Source organism: Sphingomonas sp. ERG5 (assembly GCF_000803065.1).
GTDB lineage: Bacteria > Pseudomonadota > Alphaproteobacteria > Sphingomonadales > Sphingomonadaceae > Sphingomonas.
Genome location: NZ_JSXI01000037.1, coordinates 1 through 23,910, shown reverse-complemented (window position 1 = coordinate 23,910; position 23,910 = coordinate 1). Strand labels below are relative to the sequence as shown.

Below are 23,910 nucleotides of genomic sequence, written 5' to 3'. Positions count from 1 at the left end.
ATGGGCACGCCACCTCTTGCCGGCCTGAAGGTCATCGAGCTCGCCCGCATCCTTGCCGGACCCTGGGCGGGCCAGACGCTGGCCGATCTCGGCGCGGAGGTGATCAAGGTCGAGAGCCCCGAGGGTGACGATACGCGCACCTGGGGTCCGCCCTTCGTCACCAATCCTGACGGCAGCCGCGACGCAGGCTATTTCCACGCCACCAACCGCGGGAAAAAATCGATCGTGGTCGATTTCCGCACGCCCGAAGGCCAGGCGCAGGTCCATGCGCTGATCGCCGATGCCGATGTCGTGATCGAGAATTTCAAGGTCGGCGCGCTAGTCAAATATGGCCTGGATTATGCCAGCCTGAGCGCACTCAATCCGCGCCTGGTCTATTGCTCGATCACCGGCTTCGGCCAGACCGGCCCCTATGCCCATCGCCCCGGATATGATTTCATCATCCAGGGCATGGGCGGGATCATGGACCTGACCGGCGAACCCGATGGCGCGCCGCAAAAGACCGGCGTCGCGTTCGCCGACATCTTCACCGGCCTTTATTCGGTCATCGCGATCCAGGCGGCGCTCACCGCGCGCGAGAAGACCGGGCGCGGGCAGCAGATCGACATGTCACTGCTCGACACGATGACCGGCGTGCTCGCCAACCAGGCGATGAACTATTTTGTCTCCGGCGTGACGCCGCCGCGGGTTGGCAATGCGCATATGAACGTGTCCCCCTATGCCGTCTTTCCGACGCGCGACGGCTGGTTCATTCTCGCGGTCGGCAATGACGCTCAGTATCAGCGCTTCTGTGCGGCGCTCGGGCTCGATACGCTGGCGAGCGACCCGCGTTATGCGACAAATGCCGGCCGCCTCGAGCACAAGCCGTCCTTGTTCGCCGCCATTACCGAGGCGACCCGCAAGCTCGATCGTGACCCATTGCTCGCCACGCTGGAAGGCGTCGGCGTGCCCGCCGGCCCGATCAACACTGTCGCCCAGGCCTTTGCCGATCCGCAGGTGATCCATCGCGGCATGGCGTTGACGCTCGATCGCGACGGCCAGACGCTGCCCGGTCTGCGCACGCCGATTACCTTCTCCGACTCTACGCTGTCGCTCGACAAGGCGGCACCCATGCTCGGGGCGGACAATGAGGAGACCGGGACATGACCGCCCCCCTGCACGGCATTCGCATTGTCGAAATCGGCAGCATCGGCCCCGGCCCGTTCTGCGGCATGATGCTCGCCGATCACGGAGCGGAAGTGATCCGCATCGCCCGTCCCGGCGGCAGCAACAGCGTCACCATCGATCGCACCGATCCGCTGCTCCGCTCGCGCCGCACCATCACGCTCGACCTTAAGAAGCCCGAGGCGATCGCCGCCGTGCGCAGGATCGCCGCGACCGCCGACGGCCTGATCGAAGGCTTTCGCCCCGGCGTGATGGAGCGCCTCGGGCTCGGCCCCGATGTACTGATCGGCGACAATCCGAAGCTGGTCTATGGCCGCATGACCGGTTGGGGCCAGACCGGGCCACTTGCCCAGGCGCCGGGACATGACATCAATTACATCGCGCTCTCGGGCGCGCTTCATGCCTATGGCGCCGCCGGCGGCAAACCCGCCTTTCCAATCAACATGGTCGGCGACTTTGGCGGCGGCGGGATGATGCTCGCATTCGGCATGCTCAGCGCGATCCTCGGTGCGAAGGCGACCGGCCAGGGCCAAGTGGTCGATTGCGCGATGGCCGAGGGCTCGGCGGTACTGATGAGCATGATCTGGGGCTTTCGCGGCGCGGGCCGCTGGAGCGATGCGCGCGGCACCAATTTGCTCGATGGCGGCGCGCATTTCTACGACACTTATGAAACCGCCGATGGGAAATGGGTTTCGATCGGTGCGATCGAGCCGCAATTCTATGCTGCGCTCCGCCAGGTCATGGCGCTCGACGGCGATGAATGGACCGCACAGTTCGACCCGCGCCAATGGCCGGTGCTCAAGGCGCGGTTGACCGACATGTTCAGGGCCCGGACGCGCGACCAATGGTGCGCCGCGTTCGAGGGGCATGAAGTGTGCTTCGCGCCGGTCCTTGGCTTTGATGAGGCGGTCGCCGACCCGCACAATGTCGCGCGCGGCATGTTCGTCGAGGTGGACGGGCTGATTCAACCCGCTCCAGCTCCGCGTTATTCGGTCAGCGAGACCGTTACCCCCACGCCGCCAAGCGGCGGAGAGAGCGCGACGATCCTTGCCGAGTGCGGATTCTCACCCGACGAGATCGCCGCGCTGACCGTTTAAGCGGCGGCAAGCTCCGGCGCCGGGCGCCGGGCGTAAATGCCGTAAGCGAGGATGATGGCGTAGCACAGCGCCGGCAGCAGCATCGCGAACTGCAGGGTTGAATGATCCGCGATCAGGCCGGTGAGCGGCGGGATGATCGCACCGCCGACGATCGCCATCGCAATGATCCCGGATCCCTCCGCCGCACGACGGCCAAGGCCTTCGCTGGCGAGGCTGAAGATGGTCGGGAACATGATCGAGTTCATCAGGCCGATCGCGAGCAGCGCCCAGCCGGAAACGGCGCCGGTGGTGTTCGCGGAGATCAGGATCAGCGTGATCGAGCCCGTGGCGACCGCCGCCAGCACCTTGCCCGGCGAAACGATGCGCAACAGATAGGCGCCGATAAAGCGGCCGACCATCGCACCACCCCAATAGAAGGGCACATGCTTGCCCGCGCTCTCCGCGCCCAGGCCCATCACCTCGGCCTGCATCAGATAGTTCACGATCAGCGACCCGATCGCGACCTCGGCGCCGACATAGAGGAAGATGCACATCGCACCCAGGCCGAAGCGCGGCCGCTCAAGCAGCCCGAACGCCTTCAGGACGCTGCCCGTGTCGTCGACCACATTGCCGAGTCGATTGCGCCGGGTCCACACCACGGCGGCGACGATCACCAGCGCAACCGCCAGGCCGAGATAGGTCCGCACCACCACCTGCGTCTCCGCCGTGCGATACGCGTCGAGCGCGGCGCCGGTCAGCGTCGAGACGTCGACCGTCGCCAGTGAGCCGAGGATCAGGATCGATCCTACATAGGGGAAGATCGTGGTGCCGAACGAATTGAACGCCTGGGCAAAGGTCAGCCGGCTATGCGCGGTGCGCGGGTTGCCGAGCAGCGAGATCAGCGGATTGGAGACCACCTGCACCGTGGTGATGCCCGCCGCGAGAACGAACAGCGCGAGCAGGAACACCACGAAGGTGCCCGATTGCGACGCCGGCACGAACAAAAGGCAGCCCGCCGTCATGGTCAGCAAGCCGATCGACGCAGCGCGCAGATACCCCGCCTTGCGCACGATCGCGGCCGCGGGGATCGAGAAGATGAAATAGGCGGCAAAAAAGGCCGACTGCACCAGCAACGCCTGCGCATAGCTGAGCGTGAACAAGTCCTTCAGCTTGGGAATGATCACGTCGTTCAGCGACGTGATCCCGCCAAAGGTGAAGAATAGCGCGAAAACGAACACCTGCAGGTCGGGCGCATTGACGCCCTTGGTCGCGGTTTCGTCGACAGGCGACGTGCCTGTTGCGGTAGTGGTTGGATCGACGTGCATTGGCACTCCCTCTCATCAGGCCTCTGCGGTGCCGATGCCTCGGGGAGCACCTTGGCGCATTCGCGCCCGTTCTGGCAATCGGAGACGGCATTTGCGCCGTCGAAATGCGCAACTTTATATGCTGGACGAGGGACGGGAGGCGCCGAACACCTCCTGCCGGTCGTCAAATCCGGTTCAATATGTCTTACAACTACACCGAATCGTCCATGACCGATCAGCCAAAACGATAGCCGGACACCGTCCAGCCCAGTACATGATCGCGATAGTCGCACACCGCCCTACCCTCGCCGCCCGCACCGAGCGCAACCATGAGCGGCAGCAGATGCTCGGCCTCGGGATGGGCGAAGCGGGCATGGGGCAGTTCCTCCCAACGCGCGACACGTTCGACTCGCGCGACCGGATCCGGATCGGTCACTGCGGCGGTCAGCGCGGCGTCCCATTGATCGGCGACCGGCGTGACCTGCGGGCCACGGGCGCGGAGATTGTGGAAGCTCATTCCCGAACCGATGATCAGCACGCCTTCATCGCGCAGCTGCGCCAGCGCACGGCCGATCGCGATATGCGTTGCCGGATCGAGATCCTTGCGCAGCGACATCTGCGCGAGCGGGATATCCGCACCGGGCGCTGCGACCATCATCGGGATGAACACGCCGTGATCCCAGCCCCGGGTCGCTTCCTCACGCACCGGGAACCCCGCCGCCGCAACCAATGCACCGGCACGGCGCGCGACATCGGGCGCGCCAGGTGCGGGCCATTGCAACTCATAGGTGTGCGGGGGAAAGCCGAAATAATCGTACATCAGCGGCTGGCCGGTCCCGACATGCACGGTGACCTCCTGCTCCTCCCAATGGCCCGAGACGAGCAGGATCGCCCTGGGCCGTTCGGGCAAGGAACCGATCAGGCCGGCAAGATACGCCTGCATTGGCCGCCACATCGCATCAGGCGGTCCGCCAGCCGGGTCCATGAAGAAACAGGGCCCGCCCCCATGGGGCACGAAAAGCGTTGGCATTGTCATATGTCAAATATCGTCCGCGCCTCCCAAGGCGACAATGCTCGGTTCGGAAACGCCCCGTTTCGCAATGGCCGCCTTATCGCTAAGGTCAGCGCATGACCCGCTTCACCGTCAACAACCAGCCGATCCACTACCGGATGGATCCGTCGACACCGTTGCTCTGGGCGTTGCGCGACGCCTCGAACCTGACCGGTACCAAATATGGCTGCGGCAATGGCCATTGCGGCGCGTGCATGGTCGAGATCGACGGTCAGGCGGTCCGGTCCTGCCAGACCACGATCGGCTCGATCGAGGGAAGCTTCGTCACCACCATCGAGGGGCTGTCGCGCGAACGCGACCATCCGGCGCAACTTGCCTTTATCGCGGAGAATGTGCCGCAATGTGGTTTCTGCATTCCCGGCATGATCATGGCGACCGCCGTTCTGCTCAAGAAGAACGCCAACCCGAGCGAAGACGATATCCGCGAGGGAATCACCAATTTGTGCCGGTGCGGCATCTATCCCCGCCTGATCGAGGCTGTGCTGCGCGCCGCGCGGGTGCAGCGCGGCGATGAAGCAATTGCCGCGGGCATGCCATCGGGGATCGACCCGGCCGCCGCAGCAAGGCTTGTTCCGGCTTTGCTGCCCACCAAATAAGGATGGTCCCGAAACCTTTCGCAATGCTGTCATCGTAATTCAGAAACGGCTCATCGGGATTGGTGCAAACCCTGTCCATCGACCGGGCCTTTTGTGCACCGGTACTATGGAAGGGTTCGTTATGCGTGCTTCAATATTGGCGGCCTTGATGGCCGCGACAGCCCTGATCCCGTCGATCGCCTCGGCGCAGGACAATGGTGACCGGGGCGAACGTGGCGGCCGCGGTGGTGAGATGCGCCAGCGTGGCGGCAATGATGGCGGTCAGCAGCGTCCACCGCGCGCTGAAACGCCCCGCGCGGAAATGCCGCGTCCGGCGCCGCAGGTTCAGCAGCCCCAGCCTCAGCCTCAGCCTCAGCCGCGCCCGCAGATCTTCGAAGGTCGTGGCAACGGCCAGGGTCGCGGCAATTGGGAAGGACGACCACAGGGTCGTGGTAATTGGGAAGGCCGCCCGCAAATCCAGCGGCCCGAGGTCCAGCAGCCCCAGCAACCGCAACCCCGCCCGGACGGCGGCTTCGGTCAGGGTCGCGGCAACCGGCCCGATGCTCGCCCCGACCGGCCCGGGCCGGACGTGCGTGGTGATAACCGCGGTGGCAATGACGGCCGCAACAATGGTGGCTGGCGCGGCAATCGCGGCGACAATGACGGTCGCAACAATGGCGACTGGCGCGGCAACCGTGGCGACAATGATGGCCGCAACAGTGGCGACTGGCGCGGCAACCGCGGCGGCAATGACGGGCGCAACAACGGCGACTGGCGCGGCAACCGTGGTGGCAATGATGGCCGCAACAATGGCGACTGGCGCGGCAACCGTGGTGGCAATGACGGCCGCAACAATGGCGACTGGCGTGGCAATCGCGGCAATGATCATCGCGCCTGGAATCGTGATTGGCGTCGCGATAGTCGCTATAACTGGAGCGACCGGCGCTCGCGCAACCGCAATGCCTACCATCTGCCGCGCTACTACGCGCCTTATGGCTGGAGCTACGGCTATCGCCGCTTCTCGATCGGCTTCACGCTGAGTTCGATCCTGTTCAACCAGAACTACTGGATCGACGATACCGACGGTTACGGCCTGCCCGAAGCGTACGGCCCGTATCGCTGGGTGCGCTATTACAATGACGCGCTGCTGGTCGATATCTACAGCGGCGAAGTGGTCGACACGGTTTACGGCATCTTCTGGTAAGCCCGAACTCGTTTCGTCAGGACAGACCCGCCGGGGAAACCCGGCGGGTTTTGTTCTTTTTGGGGAGAAGCCGGGTGGGTCTTGCCTTTTGGCGATCGCTCGGCAAATTGCGCCATCGTGACTCTATTCGCCAAGAAAAAGCCCGTGCTGGCCTCCCCCGTTCGCCAACTCGCCGGCGCCGCTACCGCACGTCGGCTCGAGGCCAATCCTGCGATCAAGCGCGCCAAGATCGACGCCGCGCAGGTCTATTATCACCTCGACTTCCTGACCCCCGCGCAGTGCGGCAGGCTGGTCAAGCTGATCGACACCAACCGGCGCCCCTCGACCTTGCTGTCGGACCGCGCCGATGACGGTTTTCGTACCAGCGAGAGCTGCGACATGGATCGATGGTCGCCCGATGTACGCCCGACCGATGAAGCGATCGCCAATCTGCTCGGCATCGATGCTAGTCATGGCGAGACGATGCAGGGCCAGCGTTATGCGCCCGGCCAGCAGTTCCGCGCGCATCATGACTATTTCCATCATGGCGAAAGCTATTGGGAAGCGATGCAGGCGAGCGGCGGGCAGCGCACCTGGACCGCGATGATCTACCTCAACGATGTCGAGGAAGGCGGCGCGACCTGGTTCCCGCAGGCCGGCATCCGCGTCGCGCCGAAACGCGGCCTGTTGCTCGCCTGGAACAATATGAACCCCGATGGCAGCCCCAACGACAAGACATTGCACGAAGGCATGCCGGTGGTGCGCGGCACCAAATACATCGTCACCAAATGGTTCCGCGAAGGGGCCTGGCTGAAAAGCTGAGCTCCGGCGGAAGGCAGGATCAATTCCGCGTCAGGTTCTGGATCGGCTGGCGGAGCATCCATGACACGACGGCGGAGCGCTTTCCCACTTTGAGTTTGGCGAAGATGCGCCGCAAATGCTCACGCACGGTATAGCTGCTGATACCAAGCTGCCGGGCGATTTCCTTGTCGCATTTTCCCTCCGCGATCAGCATTGCTATCTGGAGCTCGCGGCGCGTGAGATAGTCCGCAACCGCGGCAAGATCGCCTCGCGGCTCGGTCTCGATACTAAACACATCATAGTGAATGTCGTCCGCGGCGATATGCCCCACAAAGGCGCCATGTGCGTCGGATCCGTCGTCGGCTTGCCAGTCCTTGCTTCTCGTGGCGTCAAGATAACGCCCATCCATCGCAACGAAACGTCGTCCATTTATCATGAAATGAAAGGCCGGTTTGCTACCACCATCAAGACAAGCGAGAGAATTCTCGGCCAACGGTATAATTTTTGGCAAACTCACATTGATCGGCATGATGATCAAGCCCCGGTTAAGCAATATTGTGAAGGAGGTGCACTCGTTCTTGCGACCCGTTCACGGGAAGCCTGCGGCAAACCCAAAGAGTTACGCCGAATCATAGCTTCCATCTTGACGTGCTTGACAAGCATCTCAATAGCATAGCTCGACAAGCTATATTCAAAAAACCGCACCAATTGCGGTGAACCGAGCGCGTTGCGCGGCAAAACCATCACGGATCTCGGAATCCGCGCGCAACAGCAAGGTGTAGCGCCGGCGTTAGCCGGACACCCCGATTGAATAGTCCCGCCGGAGCCAGCGGCACCCCCGGGCGACATCCCCAGGCGCCGCCAGCATGGGGAGTCGGCCCTGCCGTATGGACGGCGATCACTTCGGCGGGGCCGCCCTGCGTGCGGCGAATCCACACCGGCGCACCGCTATGGCCCGGACAAGTATCCACACTGTAGAGCAGTTGGTGGGGGGTGATGCGATCGATCCGCTCGGCATGCTCCCATTGCGTACCCCTTGGCTTGTCCGCGGGGTAGCCGGAGATATGGGCGAGCAGGCGCCCGCGGAGCCGTTCGAGCTCGGCCCGGTTCGGCGTGAACATGCGGAAAAAGCCCGGGCATGGCCGAAAGGGTCGCGCCAGGTCGATGACCGCAATGTCGGTCAGCGCTGATGGACGGCGTACATAGGCGGGATTGACTCGCCACGACCTTGCCCATTGCATCCCGAACGGGCGGACGTTGGCGCCGGCCTTGCCGGGCACGACCCGGATGCGCGTTGCGATATGCGGGAGGCCGAGCCGACGGCGCAACGGACTCATGATGCAATGTGCCGCGGTCAGCAGCCGCGTGGGAGAAATGAGGAACCCGGTGCAACCTGTCAGCCGCCCATCGCCGAAGTCGCGCTCGATCAGACAAATCGCGCTATGCGGCCGACGATCGGTATGGACGACCCGGGTGCGCCCATCGGTCGGCCCGATCACGGCATAGTCTGCCTCATCGGTCACCCGGTCGAGCGCGAACAGCGGGTTTTCTCGCAAGTCGAGGCTCATGACGGCATCTCCTCCTCCCCGCTCCCTTGCTCATGTCCGATCGCCGGATCGTCCTGCGCCGGCGGCGGCGCTTCCGAGACGACGGCCGGTATCGCGCGCTGCCGAAGCGCCTCGATCAGCCGCTCAGGTTCAGGATGCTTTGCAAGGAAGGCCGCCGCCTGTTCCAGAAACAGCCGTTCGTCCACTTCGGGTTCGACCGCCGGTCGTGGCCGGCGCGCCAGTACGAGATCGAGTTCGGCTCCGACAATGGCGTCGAGTTCATCCCATTCGGGGTGGCGGCTGGGGCGCTGCGCGGACATCGGGCGGTTCCTTTCAAACGATCATGCCGAGCGGCGGACGGCGCCACTTTCGAAGGTGGTGGTGTCCCGGCTGTACAAGAGCGGACGCTCGCGATCCTGAAGCCAGTTCTCATAGCTCTTCGCGCGACGAGGATGCATGCCTTGCCGGGTCAGCATGGCGGCCTGGACCAGTATCTGGCTTGCAGGCAGGTTGCGGATCGCGGCGGTCACATTGGGATCGCCGCGCGGACCGCGATGATGTTCCAGCATGCGTTCGAGAATCGAATTGCTGATCGTCATACCGATGTTGAGCGGCCGGTCGATATCGACGCCGGCGCGCGTAATCCGATACACGCGCGGTCCCGGGGCGAGGAACTCGCTCATTGCCCGCGCGGCACCGCTGCTCGGCCCTGCCGCGCGGGCGGCGATGACGTCACTGAGCCGCTCCGGCGCCGTCCATCCGCGCCACGCCGGCAATTGCGTGCTGACCGCGCCGGGGCTGGTTTGCCCCCGTGCCGCGCGTAGCCCCGCAGCTTCGTTCGCGCCGCCGCAGCTGACACAACCACAGCCGCAGCCGCCACCGCAGCCGGTGCCGCAACCACAAGCGTCATGGCCCAACATCGCCGTCCGCGTGGTGCGGCGGCGCAACGCCCCGCGCGGCAGCTCACGCGTTGGGAGATGCATTCGTCGCCGGGCGATGCGGGCGACCATCTCGTCAAGTTCTTCCTCAGCCGAATACATGAGCGATCTTCCTTGCCGGATGATGTCGCGCGCGGTCTGCCTCGCGCCGTTCGCGCATCGCGAGTGGCAGGAAATCGGCCGGCGGACGGGGTGTGCGGATGTCGAGATAGGCCGCGATGTTCGCGCGTGGATCGAGTACCGGTTGCAGCACCGAAGCCGGCGCCGAAAGCAACGAGACGACGCCGGGCCCATGACCGGCCACAGTACTTTCACTATGGACGATCACGCCGATCGATACGAACCCTTCCAACCGCGAACGGCCATAGCGATTGTCCGCATCGAGGACCGCGACCAGGTCACCATAACGCAGCGTGCCGAGCCGGTGGCGCGCGACCATCACGGGATCGGACATCTGGATATCGTAATCGCCGCGCAACACGTTGTTGCGCCCCAACCCCGACCCCATCAGTCGTGCCGGAACACGGTGCGTCACTGGGACCAGGATACGTCCATCCACCACGCGCGGCCGCCAGCGGGTCAGCAATCGCGGCGCGCAATTCCAAATCGCGACTTCGGGATAATCGGGCAGACGCAGACCGAGGCCGTAAGCCCAGACCTGGATCCGGTCGCCGATCGCCATGCGCCGCATCGCCGCAACGGGAAAGTCGAGCAGGACATTGTCGATCCCGCCATGCTTGCCGGTCACCACGCCACGCGTTCCTCGTGCCGCCCCGGACACGACGACCGCGGCGTTGCCGACACAAGCATAGGTCTGCAGCGCCTGATTGGCCGCATCGGCCCCGCCAGTGCGCCGTTCGTTGCGGATTGATACGCCAGGTTCGATATGATCGCCGGCGACCCCCACCGCGGCGTCACCGACACGGTGATTGAGCACGATCCCGCCGGTGCCGGGCAGCGCGCGCGGCTTGCCGTCCTGACCGATCCGCCACGGTGTGCCGCGCTCGAGTGGCGAAGCGATCTCGCCCATCACGCTGATCATCACCAGTTCCCGCGCATTGGTGCGCAGAGTGCCGCTACGGTCGGAGATTCCGATGCCGCGGCGTGACGTCGTCGCGTTCATGCCGCCGCCTCCATCGCGGCAACCGGCTGCCATAGGGCACAGGCGTTCCGCCACACATCGTCGCCATTTTCGGCCAAGGTCTCGCCATCGGTTATGCCCCATTCGGCATCGTCCCAGCCGTCGGGCAGGCTGAGCACGCCCGGCGCGACGATCTGGAGCAATGCAGCGCCACACCCCCCGGCTTCGAGCGGAACCAGCGCCACATCGAGCAACGACATGTCCCCCGGGCCGGCAGGCCGCCGCCGGACGCCGAAACCCAGCGTCGTCAGCAAACGGCATAATGGCGGCAAATCATCGGCGCCATTCTCGGGCAGCGACAGCAGCATGACCGGATCGGGCTGCAGTGCGGCGGCAAGCGCCACCGCGTCACGCGCGCATTCATCGAGCGGCGCGACCGGCGCCTCGCCCTGCCCGGCGAACAGCGCGTCGAGCGCCGCCGCGCAATGTTCGAAGCGCGGCAGCAACCCGGCATCCTCGCGGTCGGCAAGCGTGCTTTCGGCGCGGGCATCGCCGATCCAGTGCACCCGGGCCGACAGTTTGCCGTAATGCCAGGCGCGTTGCCATGCCGGCAGCTCCGCGGCCATTGCCGCGAGCGATGCCTCGCGACCTGCTTCGGGAAGCCATCCGCCACCCATCAGTTCGGGGGCGCGGCGATACAGGCTGTCATTGTCGAGCAAGGTCAGCAATCCCCGGGGGAGCCAGACGGCGGTCTTGCGCGCGAGTGCCATGGTGACGAGCAAGCCCATCGGGGAAAGCGCGAATCCGGCATCGACGACGACGGCATGTGACGCCCCGCCGAGCCGGACCGATACCGGGAAGGACGTCGCCACCGCAGCGCACTCACGCCGCGATGCGCGTGTTGGAACGGCCGCCAAGCCCCGGCGACCAGCGCATGTGATTCACCGTCCCGCCGAACCGCCGACCCTCCGGCGTCAGACGATAGGCCGCAATCCACGCATCGGCGGCAGCACCAACCTTGCGCGCATCCGCCTCGAACACCGAAGGGTCGATCGAGGTGCGGAAATCATTCTCCGCGATATAGAGCAGCACACGCCGCCCGGCATCGGCCATCTTCGCGCGCTGCGACATGTCCGACGCGCCGCCGAGGTGCCGGTTGGCGACCGCCTCGACCACATCCCATTTGGTGTTGGCGTCGAACGACCGCTTGATGTCGGGCGCATCGAGCAACTCGAAGATTTGCTGCAGATACTGGCCGACTTCCTGAGTCAGCGCGAGGATATTGCCATAGCTCGCACGATCCAGCTGGTAGCGCAGATCGGTACCGACGCGTTGCACCGTCGACAGCGAAGCGAATGGCCGATCATTGATCGTATCGGCGCCGCGAATGACCTGCCCGATCGTCAGATCGGTGAAATATTGCGACAGCGCCGACATGAATGCGACGAGCTGGAAATGGAAATTGCGGTTGACGATCGCGCCGCCCGGGATCGGAGCGTTGCCGTAGTTGAAGGCACGCCGATAAGCGATCATGCGGTCGCGTCGCGTATAGCGGATCGGAGTCCATTTCTCGAGGATATACAAGCCGCGCGCGCCTGGCCCGCGCTGGATCCTGATCTGGCCGTTCTGGAACAGCCGGCGCAGCACGTCGACCACCTGGAACAGACGCATCCGCTCCATCTGATAGATGTAATAGAGCTCCGCCGACGCATTGAGCTGCGGCGTGATCACGGATTCGTCGAAGTCGTTCCGCAGCAGCGGCATGTCGAGCGCATCGAACGCCTTGAGCGGCCCCGGGCCGAAACCGACAAGATCAGCAAAGCTGGGCGTACCCATGCTCGACGATCGTTCAATCAGTTCGCCATAACGGTCCTCGAACTCGCTTTCGAACGCCGCGCGATCGGTGGGCGAGAGGCCCGGAAGCTCGTCACGGAAAAAGCGCTGGAAGAGGCGCTTGATCACTTCGTTGGATTCGTTCGCCATGTCGGACCTCGTTTCGTGCGGGTGGGCGGGTTTGCTATGGGGGGATCAGGCGCTGGCCACATCCCCGGGAGAAGAGGAGGGAGGCGCCGGCTCCGCATCGATTGCGTCGCAAACCCCCTGTGCGAGAGAGATGAAGCGCCGGATGTCCCGGCCGTTCATCTTTTGAGCGAGCCCATTATAATCGCGCGCCGATGCTTCCAGCCGTTCGACAAACTTCCCCTGCATGCTTCGATTGTCGCGCAGCTTGGCGATATCGCGGATCGTCGGAGCCGACGACTTCGGCTTGCAGGCGCTCCAGGCGTCGATGATCCAGTTGCCGGCTTTCGTGTTCGCAACGATGATGCCGCTGGTGTCGATCGTCGCGGCATACAGCGCCGTGACATAGTCGACCTCATCACGATCCAGCCGCTTGAGCGTATCGTCGATCTGCTCGACCTGCCCGGCCAGTTTGGCGACTTCGGCATGGATCGCCCAAAGCGGCCGAACCGCTTCGTCCTCGCGTGGCGCGCCTTGCACCTCGATCAGCGCGTCGAGCCGGCTGGCAAGATCAAGCCGCAGCCGCTCCTGCGCCGCGAAAAACGGATTGGGCGGGATATAGTCTTCGGTCTGTTCGACAATGATCATCGGTCTTCTCCGCGAAGATGAGTTCAATGCTGTTCGAAATAGGGATCGCCCCAAATGCCGCCGGCGGCCGAGCGCGCGACGGTTTGCGGGATGTTGATGCCGGTGCGCAGCGCGATCTTTCCGCTGGGCGCAATATCCGCGAAGGTGCGGCGGATGAGCAATCGCACCAGCGTTTCGGCGCGTTCGTCGCCGACGCCCAGATTGGGTTTGAAAATCTGACTGTTGGCACAGCCCGCCGCGAGATTGCGCACCAGCGTCTCGGTCTGCAGTTCCGCGTTATAGGCGACCTGCAGCTCGCGGCCGGCGACCCCGGCGCTGGTCGACTCCATGACGCCGCCCGTCACGAACGGCTGAAGTAATTCCGCCTTCACCGCGTCAACCGCCGCCGGGATATCGGCGCCCAGGTCGCAAAGCACGCCGGTTCCCAATCCGCCTTGCGCGAAGTCGACCGCATGCAGCGCAAGCAGCGCAGCGGCGGCAGCGCGCTGTTCGGCCTCACCCAAGCCATTGGGATCGGTTCCGACCGCCAGCAGATCGATCGCTCGATCGACCATCGCGAGCACGAAATCGAACATCACGATGCACTGGACACCCCGGATGTCGCATCCGCAGCCGGCAAGGCAGTCGATCGCGGTCACCAGATTGCCGCGGGCGATCGTCAGGCGGACCAGGCGATTGGCCGGGACATTGTCGGACGTGCTGTAAAGGCCATAGGCAAGCACGGGCGGTCGCGCGACATAAAGCAGGCGGCTGCTCCCCGATGTCGCGAACGCATCGACGAACAGCTGGAGCTTGGCGACAAAGACCAGCAAGGGCGGGGATTCGGGCATTCCATAGCCACTTCCCGGTGCGGGAATGGGAACCGGAATCGCCTGGCCATATTGAACCAGCCGGACAAACCGATGGGTGAGGAGCGCCGCCGTGGTCGACAATTCGCGCAGGCCCGCGACGCTCGACCCGGTGGTCAAATCCACCAACTGATCCATCGCGCCGGCAAGGGCATTTTCCTCGAGCAGCGCGCGCAAGTCGGCCTGCCCGCCGCTTTCCAGGTTTCTGATCAGTGTCTGGTAGCCGATGACGCCGCGCGGATAGTCTTCCTGGCTCAGGTCGGTGTCGACCGAACCGATAAGATTGCGCAATGCGCCGATGACCGCATTGCGCCGCGACTGGAGTTCGCCCGCCGCGACGCGGACCATCGCCGTGCTGCGCGTGATGCCGCTGGCAGCGAGGCCATCGCCGATCGCCACGAGGATCAGCGCGCCGAGCACGTCGCAACTCTGCGCAAGTTTGCGGAAGTAGAGGCCGCTGCCATCGGACAGCGCACCGACGAACCGGGCAAGCCGGGCATATTCGGACAGGGTTCGCCGCGCCGACAGTGCGGTATCGTGGTTGACCGAGTCCAGTGCGAGGCGCGCCGAGGCGAGACCATCGGCCGCCGCGGCCCTGATCGCGCGGCCCCAGCCGGTCATTTCGATCGCAATGTCCTTCAGCTGACTGAGTGTCGTGATCGTTGCCAGATCGCGCTCCAGGTCGGCCCGGGCGGTCTCCAGTTCGACGCTTCCGGCGCTGACCGCCAGCGCAACCAGCGTCCCGCCATCCCGCACGCTGGAATACGCCAGACCCTCGCGCTCGCGGCGGTCACGGTCGGCTTCTTCCGGGTAGCGGGCGAGCAACGCGTTGGCGATCTGATCGGGATTATGCGGGTCGCTGACCCGAAGCGCCTTGCGCATGAAATTATCGACCGTGATCGTCCGCTGCGAGCGGTTGGTTCGTGCCGAAAAGCTGGTGGTGGAGGCGTCGGTCATGGTGTCTGCCCTCATGCTGCGATGGAGGTAGCGGGAATGCGCTGGGTTTGATGGGTGCGGTACAGTCCGGCGAGATGGCCGATGACCAGTGCCGAGATACGATCCGGATCAGCGTTCGCTTCAAGCGCGAAGCGGCTTGCCGATACCAGGAAGCGCGGCGGCAGATCCGTCGGCATGCGGCCCGCGGCGATCGCAATACCGCCACGGCGGATGCTGGCCTCGTCGGCGCGGTGGAATGGGATGGCGTCGGCCAATGCATGCTGGCCAAGGCCACGCCGCGGCTGATAGGCGATCTCGTCGATCACCGCCGGAATGGCGCGCGGCACGGCGGCAAGCAGCACCGGCGGCATGCGGTGTCCGCGCGCCGGGTTGTACAGCCGGCGCCAGACCTTTTCGGCGCGATCGGCCTGTTCGAAAAACCCCATCCGGCGCATCATTTCGGTGAGCATCAGCACCCGGATCCAGCCGGTCGGATGCGCGCCGCCAGGCCGGTAGGTCATCGACCGGGCGCCGGGGTGCGAGAGGAACTCCATCATCCCCCAGGCCGATGCGGTGCCGCCGAGCAGCAATGCCGCGAGATCGGCGAAGATCTCCTTGTGCCAGCGGCGGAACACGGTGACGACCAGCGGGTCGAAGCGCATCATGGCGAGGCGGTTGCCGACCGCGGTCGCATTCTCCTGCCACAGGCCCATATCGGCCTGGAGGTTGTGTGCGACCTCATGAAGGAAGACCGATTGCCACGGATTGTCGCGATCCCAGGGGATGCGGATCAGCGGGAACGGATTGCTGTCGCCGAGCAACCGGGACAGGGCCACGCCGCGGCGCTGGGTCGCCGGCGAATAGCCATGTTCCATATAGGTCAGCGGCTTGATCAGCGGGCCGCCAAACACTTCGGGCAGCGTCGCGCGAACGATCGCATAGCAATCGGCGGCGATGATGTCGTGTGCGGCAAGGGCGGGCGCGAAGGAAGAGCCGCGCTGGCTGAGCACTTCGAAGAACAGGCCGAAGGTCCGGCGGACGCGGTCGACCTGATGGTCGAGCATGGCCATCTGGCTCAGCGCGCGCTCGGGCGTTGCCGCGGGCCAGTTGCGCCGGATCGTCGCGATGTCGCGCGTGATGCGTTCGCCGAGCCGCGCCAGCCGCTTGTTCGCGGCATGGAAATGGGACCGCGACGGTGCGTAAGGAAGATCCTCGGGCCTGAGCCCGATCATCCGGGGGGTGAGCCGGTGGAGCCGGACAGCCCGGGCTTGCAACGCCCGAAGCTTGGTGTCCAGAAACCGGCTGGTGGATGAGTCCGCACGCATCGTCGCGATCCTCGGTTCGTTCGGATGGTCAGGCGGGGCGGATGTTGATGCGGACGGGACCGCGGATCGTAATCGATCGTCCCCCGCCAGCATGGCCATGATGACCATATCCGCCGAACCCAGCGCCAATGCCGCCAGGGCGCGGGACGCGCCCGGCCAGGACGGCCCGACCTGGCGCGGCGCCGGCCCGAGCCGCCGCCTGTGCGCGGTTGATCACGCGCCGGCCGGTGCCCAGCGGACGCGTGAGTTGACGACGCAAGCGCGGATTGCGCTGAACGACGCGCCGCGCCGCCTGAGCCAGGACCCGTGGGCGGACCGCCGGCGGGGTTCGGCGGGCGACGCCAGTGCGCTGCACGCTGCGGGCGATCCGGGGGAGCGCGCGGATCGCCGCGGGGCCGCCCCGGTTGACCATTTGCGTCGCCGCCTGGCGGACCGTGCGCACCGCCTGGGTACGCGCCGCCGCCGGCATGCGTGCCGCGGCCGGGCCAAGCACCCGCCGCGCGGCAAGCGCCGCAACCACGGGAACAGCCGCCCGATTGCGCACCGCCAGCTCAGCGAACGCGTCGAGCGCTTCTTCCTCGGACGCCTCGTCGGCCATCAGTTGCCCAACCACATTGGCGACTCCGCCGATCGCGGTGCCGACACCCGGAATAAGGCTGGCCACCGGCGCGACGGCGCGGGCGATCCGCCCGATCGTCGGCGCGGCGCGACGGACGGCGCCGGCTACACCGCGCGCTGCACGAGCGATGCGGCGGAAGAATTCGTCGGTATCCTCGGCGCCAAGCGCATGCGCCAGCGCGTGATCCCATTCCTCCTCATCGGTATAGTCCGACTCGTCGCCTTCATCCATTTCGTCATAGCCGTCGGCGCCGTCCATTTCGTCGTAATGGTCGCCGGCGAACATTTCCTCGCCTTCGTCCATCTCGTCATATTCGTCGGCCTCATCCATTTCGTCGGCTTCGTCGGCGCCGTCGAATTCGTCATAGCTGTCCGCTGCGCCCTCTGCCTCGTCGAAGCCGAGTTCGTCGAACATCTCCTCTTCATATCGATCCATCTCGACATCTCCTCATGAGCGGTACGTCCGGCCGGTTCGGCCAAACCCTGGCGGTCGAGCGCCGATGGGAAAGTCTGCCGCTGAAGGGGTTTGCTCAAGTCGCACAAATCGGGTCGTGCAAATCGGGTGGACCGGATGTGCGTCCCCCATCGTGGCGACTTGCCTTTGGCCCGCATCCGGACATTGCGGGAAGGCGTGCCATCACGCGTCCCTTGTGCCACGATGATCCGAAGCGGCCTTCCTGGATCATGGCCGCTCGATTCAGGGGCCGAGGGACCGGGCAACGACAATGCAGTGGATCGGCAATCTGAGTGAGCGCGGGATCAAGCTTCTCGCTATGTCGCTGGTCGCGATGCTCTTCCTCTCACCGGTCGCCATCCTGCTGTGGATGACCGCAGTGCCGGGCAAATCCCATATCGGAGCCCTGCCGCCATTGACCGCCGATCAGGCTGCGATGGCCAGGCGATTGCGCGGACATGTCGACGCGATCGCCGCCACGCCGCATAATATCGAACACCCCGAGGAACTCGAACACTCCGCCACCTATATCGAAGGCGCGCTGAGCGCGCTCGGCTATGCGATCCAGCGCCAGCCCTTTCCCGCTGATGGGCAGATCGTGCGTAACATCGAAGTGACCATCGAGCCCGCCATCGCCACCGCCGGGACGCTGGTCATCGGCGCGCATTACGACAGCGCCGGCATGGCACCCGGCGCGAACGACAATGGATCCGGCACGGCAGGCGTGATCGAGCTCGCGCGACAACTCGCCGACCTGCGCGGCAAGGCGCGGTACCGCATCAGGCTGGTGCTGTTCGTCAATGAGGAGCCGCCCTATTTCAAGACCCCGCTGATGGGCAGCCTAGTCTATGCCAAACGCCTGAAGCAATCCGGCGAGGCGGTGATCGGCATGATGTCGCTCGAGACGCTCGGCTTCTACAGCGACCGCGCGCACAGCCAGCATTACCCTGCCCCGCTCGATATGCTGTATCCGAGCACCGGCGATTTCGTCGCCTTTGTCGGTACGACGTCCTCTCGCTCACTGGTGCGCAAGACGGTCGGGTCGTTCCGCGCGCTGACCCCCTTCCCCAGCGTCGGCGGGACCGCGCCGGGCTTCATCCAGGGGATCGACTGGTCGGATCACTGGTCGTTCGGCCAGGTTGGCATCCCGGCGCTGATGGTCACCGACACCGCACCGTTCCGCTATCCGCATTATCACAGCGCGGCGGATACGCCGGACAAGGTCGATTACGAACGGCTGGCGCGCGTCATCTCCGGGTTGGCGCGCGTGATCCGGGACTGGCGCTAACGAGTCGGACAGTGTTCAGCGCGGACGCAGGTTGCTGTTTCATGCTGTTATTTGCCGAAATTTTTTCGATGCTGTTAAGTTGGATTTTCAGCTCTAGATTTCTGTTTTTTCTCAGATACTTATTGTACTCCAATGCTGTTATTGAATAACAGCATGAAAACAGCGCATAACAGCATGGGAACAGCCGCCGCATTCACCGGAACAGCAGCGAGATTCCCGTTTCATTTTCGCAGTCATGTCAAAGAGCACGCCGGATTGCTCGTTGCGACCCGTCCGGCGCCACAATGCCATGCGCGGCGCCAGCGTTGAATCGGCCCACTCGCCCGCCCCCGTCTCACAACATGCCGTGCCACCGCCGCGATACTATGCCACTATGGTATGATGCAGCTTTCCGATGTCCCGATTTCCTGATCCGATGACCAATGTCCTCAACATCACCCGATCGATCCTCGGCCAGCCCTGGCGCTGGCGCGCGCTGGAAACAGATACGCGTGATCCGGGGTTTGCGCCCGACGATCTGGTAACGCAATTGCTGCTCGCGCGCGGTTGTCCGCGCGACGAGCTGGAGGCGCACCGCTCCCCCAGCATTCGCAGCTTCATGCCCGATCCGTCGATCTTCCATGACATGGACAAGGCGGCGGAACGCCTGGCCGATGCGGTCCAGTCGCGCGAGGCGGTGACGATCTTCGGCGATTATGATGTGGATGGCGCGACCTCCGCCGCGCTGATGATCCTGTTGTTGCGCGACCTGGGGCTGGAAGCGAAGGCCTATATCCCCGACCGGCTGATGGAGGGCTATGGCCCCTCGGGCGAAGCGCTGGTGCGATTGAAGGCGGAGGGCGCGAGCCTGATCGTTACGGTCGATTGCGGCGCGCAGGCGTTCGAGGCGCTCGAAATGGCGCGGGTCGCCGAGGTCGATGTGATCGTGGTCGATCATCACAAATGCGCGCTCGCCCTGCCCCATGCCCATGCGCTGGTGAATCCCAACCGGCTCGACGAGACCGAGGGTGCGGCGCACGGGCATCTTGCCGCGGTGGGCGTGGCGTTCCTGCTCGGTGCCGCGCTGATCCGCACGCTTAAAGGGCGCGGCTATTTCGACGGGCGCGAGCCGCCGCGTTTGCTCGACCTGCTCGATATCGTCGCGCTCGGCACGGTTGCCGATGTAGCGCAATTGAAGGGCCTGAACCGAGCATTCGTCGCGCAAGGGCTGAAGGTGATGGCGCAACGGCGCAACATCGGCCTCAATGCGCTGATCTCCGCCTCGCGCCTGACGCGTGCGCCGACCGCCACCGACCTCGGCTTTGCGCTGGGTCCGCGAATCAATGCCGGGGGACGAGTCGGCAAGTCCGATCTCGGCGTGCGCTTGCTCACCACGCGCGATCCACAGGAAGCCGCCGACATCGCCGCCGAGCTCGACCGGCTCAATGAAGAACGCCGCGCGATCGAAGCACTGGTGCAGGAAGGCGCCGAGGCGCTGGCGCTAAGCAAAAGCAACCATGCGGTGATCGTCGTCGCCGGGCATGGCTGGCACCCCGGCGTGATCGGCATCGTGGCCGGACGGCTGAAGGAAAAATATGGCCGTCCCGCGATCGTCATCGCGGTCGACGAACACGGCGTCGGCAAAGGGTCGGGCCGCTCGATCTCGGGCGTCGATCTCGGCGCGGCGGTCCTCTCGGCAAAGGATAGCGGCTTGCTCGTTGCCGGGGGCGGCCATGCCATGGCGGCGGGACTGACCATCGCCGCGGATCAACTCGACGCGTTCGCCGAATTCCTCGAATCGCGCCTGGCCGAATCCGTGACGCGATCGATCGGCGACCGCGCATTGCTGCTCGATGCGCTGCTTGCGCCAGGCGGCGTCACGCCCGCCCTGGTCGCAGCGATGGATCTGGGCGGCCCCTATGGCATGGGCTGGCCACAGCCGCGCGTCGTCGCCGGGCCGGTGCGCATCATCAAGGCGGATATCGTCGGCAATGGCCATGTTCGCGCGGTCGTCGCGGGCGATGATGGCCGTACGATCAAGACCGTGGCATTCCGCCAGGCCGATACCGCGCTGGGGCTGGCCTTGCTCGGCGCACCGCCGCACCGCAAATTATGGCTCGCCGGGCGTGCGCGGATCGACGATTGGGGATCACGGCCGGCGGCCGAACTTCATCTCGATGATGCGGCATGGGCGGATTAATGCCCAAGCGATCAATATATGATGACGGAGCGGCTTGACCCGCGCCCGCCATTTCCCTAGGCGCGTCACCTGCTCATCCCGCTCGCGGGTTTGGCCCCTTCGTCTAGCGGTTAGGACGCGGCCCTTTCACGGCTGAAGCACGGGTTCGATTCCCGTAGGGGTCACCATCATCAAACGATTTTATCGCTTTGATATTGCGTGATTATTTTTGAGATTCAAGAAAGCGGCACCACAGACGTTCCCGCATTTTGCGTGGGGCATGGTGGTATGATTCGGGCCCGACCGAGCCGCTTCTCGGCCGGCAGCAAACCACCCATGGACCTTCAACCACGTTCACGGCGCGAAATGATGGACTGGCAAAGGGTATAGGTAATCACCGACGGTCACTCCGCCTTGGGATCGCAGACGCGCAATGGCGACTCGTTCATGTTCGACCAGTGCGGGGTCAAGGCCGAGCGGATTCTCGGCACCCACGACATCGACCTCGACCGCAGGCAACACGCAGGCGACTATCAACTGGCAGCGCGCGACATGGAAGGCTGAGGTTATCACCGCGATCCTCGACAATTCCCTTCGCTTCGCGAACTCGGCGATCTGAACGATATCTTCCACCGTGTTGCCACTGAAGAAGCCTTCCTGCTCTAGTGCGGCTGGCGGAACACCGAGCCTGACCAGTGCGTCGTTGACATAGTCGCGGTGCGGCGTGGCAGTCGTATTGAAATGCGCGCCAAAGCCGCCGGTGGCGACGATCTTCAAGTTGGGATCCAGATGATACCGGGCGGCAGCCGCCTCCGCCCGCTTGCGCGCGATCGGCAACAACGCGCCGAACGCGTCGTTCGGCGCGCCCAGCACAAACAGATAGTTAGGCATAAAGGAAATTGAGGATGTCCTCTATTTTTACACCACCGATATTACGATAACGAGTAATCGTTCCGGGCATGACAAGATCGACATCCATCGACAATAACGAAGGATCAACGATGTGGCAGCCTGGAAGACTCCTTCGCTTGATCTACGCACGCACCAGCACAGGATCGCCAGCCTGCATTGCCGAGCGGATCGATGCGCTCATCAGATTCCGGCCAAGGTTTACAGCATCTTTTGAGTCATATTTTGAGGCATACCCGCCTGTCGTCGGCAAATAGCGATAGCGCTCCGCGCGACGGGGATCAAAATCCGATCGAAGCGGATAGCGCAATCCGGTCGACATCGTCGAAGCGCTTCACCGCGGAGAAGGCGCGCGCATATTCGAGCGCGAAGCCTATGCGGGTCCCGGTGATCCCGCCGCGGAGCCCGCCGCCCAGATTGACCGCAGCGAGATTGGCGCGCTCGACCACCGTCGCCCGCTCGACCCAGCCCTTTCCGGCGCCACCGAACAGATAGGGCGACAGCCGCAACCATTGGCGGCGGCCAAGCGCAAAAGGCCGGGCGAATTCCGCCCGCGCGACGATCGCCGCATCAACCGCCGTCTCACCGCCGATATAGGCGGACAGTGCGTCACTGCCTTCCAGCGCAGTCTGCTCCGACCGAAACAGCGGCCGGCCGAACGACGTCTGTCCCCTGGCCGTGACGCTGAGTTCGCCCCCCGCACCAACGGGCGCGCCGATCCGGTATGTCAGCGTTACTTTGGTGAAATCGGTCGTCGCGCCCTGTCGCGACGGGAGCAGGCGTGTCGGCAAATCACCGGCATCGGACCCACCAAGACCTTGGCTGACCTGCACGGACGCCGCCATGGTCCCGCCGCCGCGTACGGGGGCAGAATAGGTTGCGCCAAGCCGCCCGACGGTGAAACGATCGAGACTGAGGCGAACGCCGAAGTCGATTGCATCGTTCGATTCCCGGATCTGCTCGATCGCGCCGCTCAGCGACACGCTCCGCCGCCGCGTCTTTTCAAGCACAAAACCGCCACGCAGCGACAGACGGCGCAAATTGCCGCGCGTCGCCGGCACGCCCGGTTGCGGTCGAGGCCGGGTGCGCGAGAAGGTGATTTCCGGGTTGATCGAGAAGCGCCCGGCGCCGGGCGCGAGAGTGACGCCGCCGCCGAGCACACGCACCGGGGCATCGCCGTAGAAATTTCCCGGCAGATCGTGACCGCCGACCGCGAAACCGTAGATCTGCTCGCCCCAACCAAAGGCCGAGTTGAGCGATGCCTGCACCGTCACGCCAAACCGGCCCAGCGATGGCGCGAAACCGTTTTCGAGCGACACGCTGCCCGATGCGATCCTGTGCCGTCCGCTCAGCAACAGTCGCGCCCCGCCCTGCTCCCTGCCCCGCGCCAATGTCGATGTCAGTGTCAGGCCGGGCGCGTCTCCCGCCAGCAGCAAAGGCTGCTCGATCTCGCCGATCGTCAAGTGCCCGCGCCCGACCAGCGCCGCCGCCCGCGCCATGACGCTGCGACGGACGCGCGCCGGCACGGCGGTTGCGTCGATGCTTTCGATGAAACCGTCGATCACAAGGATGCGAAAGCGCCCGCCATCCACGATCTGCTGCGGCGGCACCGCCACCCGCGCCAGGACATAGCCGGCCCGCGCATGGGCCGCCTCGATCGCCGATGCCGCCGCATAAAGCTCGGCCAGCGTCACGCGCCGGCCGGCAATCTGCGCGACGATCGTTCCGGTTTCGCGCGCGACCTCGGCAAAGCCGCCCTCGACCTCGATCCGCTCGATATGGACCTCCAGTCCCTCGGCACCTGTGGGGGGGGTCAGCCCTTCGGCTTCGGGGATAACGGTCGCACCGTCATTGCCTGCGGACGGCGGTCGCAGAGTCGGCGGCGTGATCGAACTCGGCGCGGTCGATTGCGCGATGACCGGATGCGCCGGGACGAAACTTGCGACGCCGGCGAACAGCAGCACGGCCCGCAGGCGCCGCGTCAACGAAAATCCTGCCCCCGCCACTGCCGTCCCCGTCCCCGTCC

At 64.9% G+C, this 23,910-nt stretch carries 22 protein-coding genes and 1 tRNA gene; 8 read left to right on the top strand and 15 right to left on the bottom strand.

Annotated features, from left to right (window positions below):
- Complete coding sequence (locus OO12_RS14005; protein WP_034159331.1) at positions 1-1,146, top strand: CaiB/BaiF CoA transferase family protein; 1,146 nt, start codon at positions 1-3, stop codon at positions 1,144-1,146.
- On the top strand, positions 1,143-2,261 hold the full coding sequence (locus tag OO12_RS14000) for a CaiB/BaiF CoA transferase family protein (protein ID WP_034159330.1): 1,119 nt from the start codon (positions 1,143-1,145) through the stop codon (positions 2,259-2,261). The genes OO12_RS14005 and OO12_RS14000 overlap by 4 nt, the downstream gene beginning before the upstream one ends.
- Here the strand turns inward: OO12_RS14000 and OO12_RS13995 are convergent.
- Together OO12_RS13995 and OO12_RS13990 are read right to left on the bottom strand one after the other, a co-directional pair.
- Positions 2,258-3,565 (bottom strand): sugar MFS transporter, encoded by a 1,308-nt coding sequence (locus OO12_RS13995; protein ID WP_034159329.1) that lies wholly within the window; start codon positions 3,563-3,565, stop codon positions 2,258-2,260. The two genes, OO12_RS14000 and OO12_RS13995, sit on opposite strands and share 4 nt — an antisense overlap.
- Before the next feature lie 214 nt (positions 3,566-3,779).
- Positions 3,780-4,580, bottom strand: coding sequence for a DODA-type extradiol aromatic ring-opening family dioxygenase (locus tag OO12_RS13990; protein WP_034159328.1), 801 nt, complete (start codon positions 4,578-4,580; stop codon positions 3,780-3,782).
- 92 nt (positions 4,581-4,672) lie between these two features.
- On the opposite strand from OO12_RS13990, the gene OO12_RS13985 reads away from it, so the two are divergent.
- The 3 genes from OO12_RS13985 (at position 4,673) to OO12_RS13975 (ending at position 7,196) form a co-directional block, all read left to right on the top strand.
- Positions 4,673-5,212 carry a (2Fe-2S)-binding protein gene (locus OO12_RS13985; protein ID WP_082006534.1) on the top strand — a complete coding sequence of 180 codons (540 nt, stop codon included), beginning with the start codon at positions 4,673-4,675 and terminating at the stop codon, positions 5,210-5,212.
- A gap of 148 nt (positions 5,213-5,360) precedes the next feature.
- Entirely contained in the window at positions 5,361-6,395 is a 1,035-nt protein-coding gene (locus OO12_RS13980) for an RcnB family protein (RefSeq protein ID WP_235364793.1), read from the top strand.
- A gap of 117 nt (positions 6,396-6,512) precedes the next feature.
- Positions 6,513-7,196, top strand: a complete 684-nt coding sequence (locus tag OO12_RS13975; protein WP_034159341.1) for a prolyl hydroxylase family protein — start codon at positions 6,513-6,515, stop codon at positions 7,194-7,196.
- Positions 7,197-7,215: 19 nt separating this feature from the next.
- On the opposite strand, the gene OO12_RS27505 is transcribed toward OO12_RS13975, so the two are convergent.
- The 11 genes from OO12_RS27505 to OO12_RS13920 all read right to left on the bottom strand — a co-directional run bounded on the left by OO12_RS27505 (position 7,216) and on the right by OO12_RS13920 (position 17,511).
- The gene (locus OO12_RS27505) at positions 7,216-7,704 is read right to left on the bottom strand and encodes a response regulator transcription factor (RefSeq protein WP_235364795.1); all 489 of its coding nucleotides are present in this window, start codon (positions 7,702-7,704) and stop codon (positions 7,216-7,218) included.
- Positions 7,705-7,918: 214 nt separating this feature from the next.
- Entirely contained in the window at positions 7,919-8,743 is an 825-nt protein-coding gene (locus tag OO12_RS13965; protein ID WP_034159327.1) for a trypsin-like serine peptidase, read from the bottom strand.
- Entirely contained in the window at positions 8,740-9,042 is a 303-nt protein-coding gene (locus tag OO12_RS13960; RefSeq protein WP_034159326.1) for a hypothetical protein, read from the bottom strand. The genes OO12_RS13965 and OO12_RS13960 overlap by 4 nt, the downstream gene beginning before the upstream one ends.
- A gap of 21 nt (positions 9,043-9,063) precedes the next feature.
- Positions 9,064-9,762 carry a hypothetical protein gene (locus tag OO12_RS13955; protein WP_034159325.1) on the bottom strand — a complete coding sequence of 233 codons (699 nt, stop codon included), beginning with the start codon at positions 9,760-9,762 and terminating at the stop codon, positions 9,064-9,066.
- The gene (locus OO12_RS13950) at positions 9,749-10,783 is read right to left on the bottom strand and encodes a DUF4438 domain-containing protein (RefSeq protein WP_082006536.1); all 1,035 of its coding nucleotides are present in this window, start codon (positions 10,781-10,783) and stop codon (positions 9,749-9,751) included. Before OO12_RS13950 ends, OO12_RS13955 begins: the two co-directional genes overlap by 14 nt.
- The gene (locus OO12_RS13945; protein ID WP_052215881.1) at positions 10,780-11,613 is read right to left on the bottom strand and encodes a hypothetical protein; all 834 of its coding nucleotides are present in this window, start codon (positions 11,611-11,613) and stop codon (positions 10,780-10,782) included. Before OO12_RS13945 ends, OO12_RS13950 begins: the two co-directional genes overlap by 4 nt.
- 10 nt (positions 11,614-11,623) lie before the next feature.
- On the bottom strand, positions 11,624-12,724 hold the full coding sequence (locus tag OO12_RS13940; protein WP_034159324.1) for a hypothetical protein: 1,101 nt from the start codon (positions 12,722-12,724) through the stop codon (positions 11,624-11,626).
- Between the two features lie 45 nt (positions 12,725-12,769).
- Positions 12,770-13,348, bottom strand: a complete 579-nt coding sequence (locus tag OO12_RS13935) for a hypothetical protein (RefSeq protein ID WP_034159323.1) — start codon at positions 13,346-13,348, stop codon at positions 12,770-12,772.
- Between the two features lie 23 nt (positions 13,349-13,371).
- Positions 13,372-15,153 carry a hypothetical protein gene (locus OO12_RS13930; RefSeq protein WP_052215880.1) on the bottom strand — a complete coding sequence of 594 codons (1,782 nt, stop codon included), beginning with the start codon at positions 15,151-15,153 and terminating at the stop codon, positions 13,372-13,374.
- Positions 15,154-15,164: 11 nt separating this feature from the next.
- On the bottom strand, positions 15,165-16,457 hold the full coding sequence (locus OO12_RS13925) for a hypothetical protein (RefSeq protein ID WP_052215879.1): 1,293 nt from the start codon (positions 16,455-16,457) through the stop codon (positions 15,165-15,167).
- 28 nt (positions 16,458-16,485) lie between these two features.
- The gene (locus OO12_RS13920) at positions 16,486-17,511 is read right to left on the bottom strand and encodes a hypothetical protein (RefSeq protein ID WP_034159322.1); all 1,026 of its coding nucleotides are present in this window, start codon (positions 17,509-17,511) and stop codon (positions 16,486-16,488) included.
- 289 nt (positions 17,512-17,800) lie between these two features.
- Here OO12_RS13920 and OO12_RS13915 point away from each other — a divergent pair, with 289 nt between their 5' ends.
- The 3 genes from OO12_RS13915 to OO12_RS13905 all read left to right on the top strand — a co-directional run bounded on the left by OO12_RS13915 (position 17,801) and on the right by OO12_RS13905 (position 21,163).
- Entirely contained in the window at positions 17,801-18,817 is a 1,017-nt protein-coding gene (locus OO12_RS13915) for a M28 family peptidase (RefSeq protein ID WP_200887468.1), read from the top strand.
- A 415-nt stretch (positions 18,818-19,232) separates the two neighbouring features.
- A complete protein-coding gene (gene recJ, locus OO12_RS13910; RefSeq protein ID WP_034159321.1) occupies positions 19,233-20,996 on the top strand; it encodes a single-stranded-DNA-specific exonuclease RecJ in 1,764 nt (587 codons plus the stop codon).
- A gap of 92 nt (positions 20,997-21,088) precedes the next feature.
- A tRNA-Glu gene (locus OO12_RS13905) sits at positions 21,089-21,163 on the top strand.
- Between the two features lie 166 nt (positions 21,164-21,329).
- On the opposite strand, the gene OO12_RS13900 is transcribed toward OO12_RS13905, so the two are convergent.
- Both OO12_RS13900 and OO12_RS13895 read right to left on the bottom strand, forming a co-directional pair.
- Positions 21,330-21,848, bottom strand: coding sequence for a YdcF family protein (locus OO12_RS13900; RefSeq protein WP_160296814.1), 519 nt, complete (start codon positions 21,846-21,848; stop codon positions 21,330-21,332).
- A 317-nt stretch (positions 21,849-22,165) separates the two neighbouring features.
- The coding region (locus OO12_RS13895) for a POTRA domain-containing protein (protein ID WP_235364792.1) at positions 22,166-23,910 on the bottom strand (1,745 nt) is incomplete at its 5' end.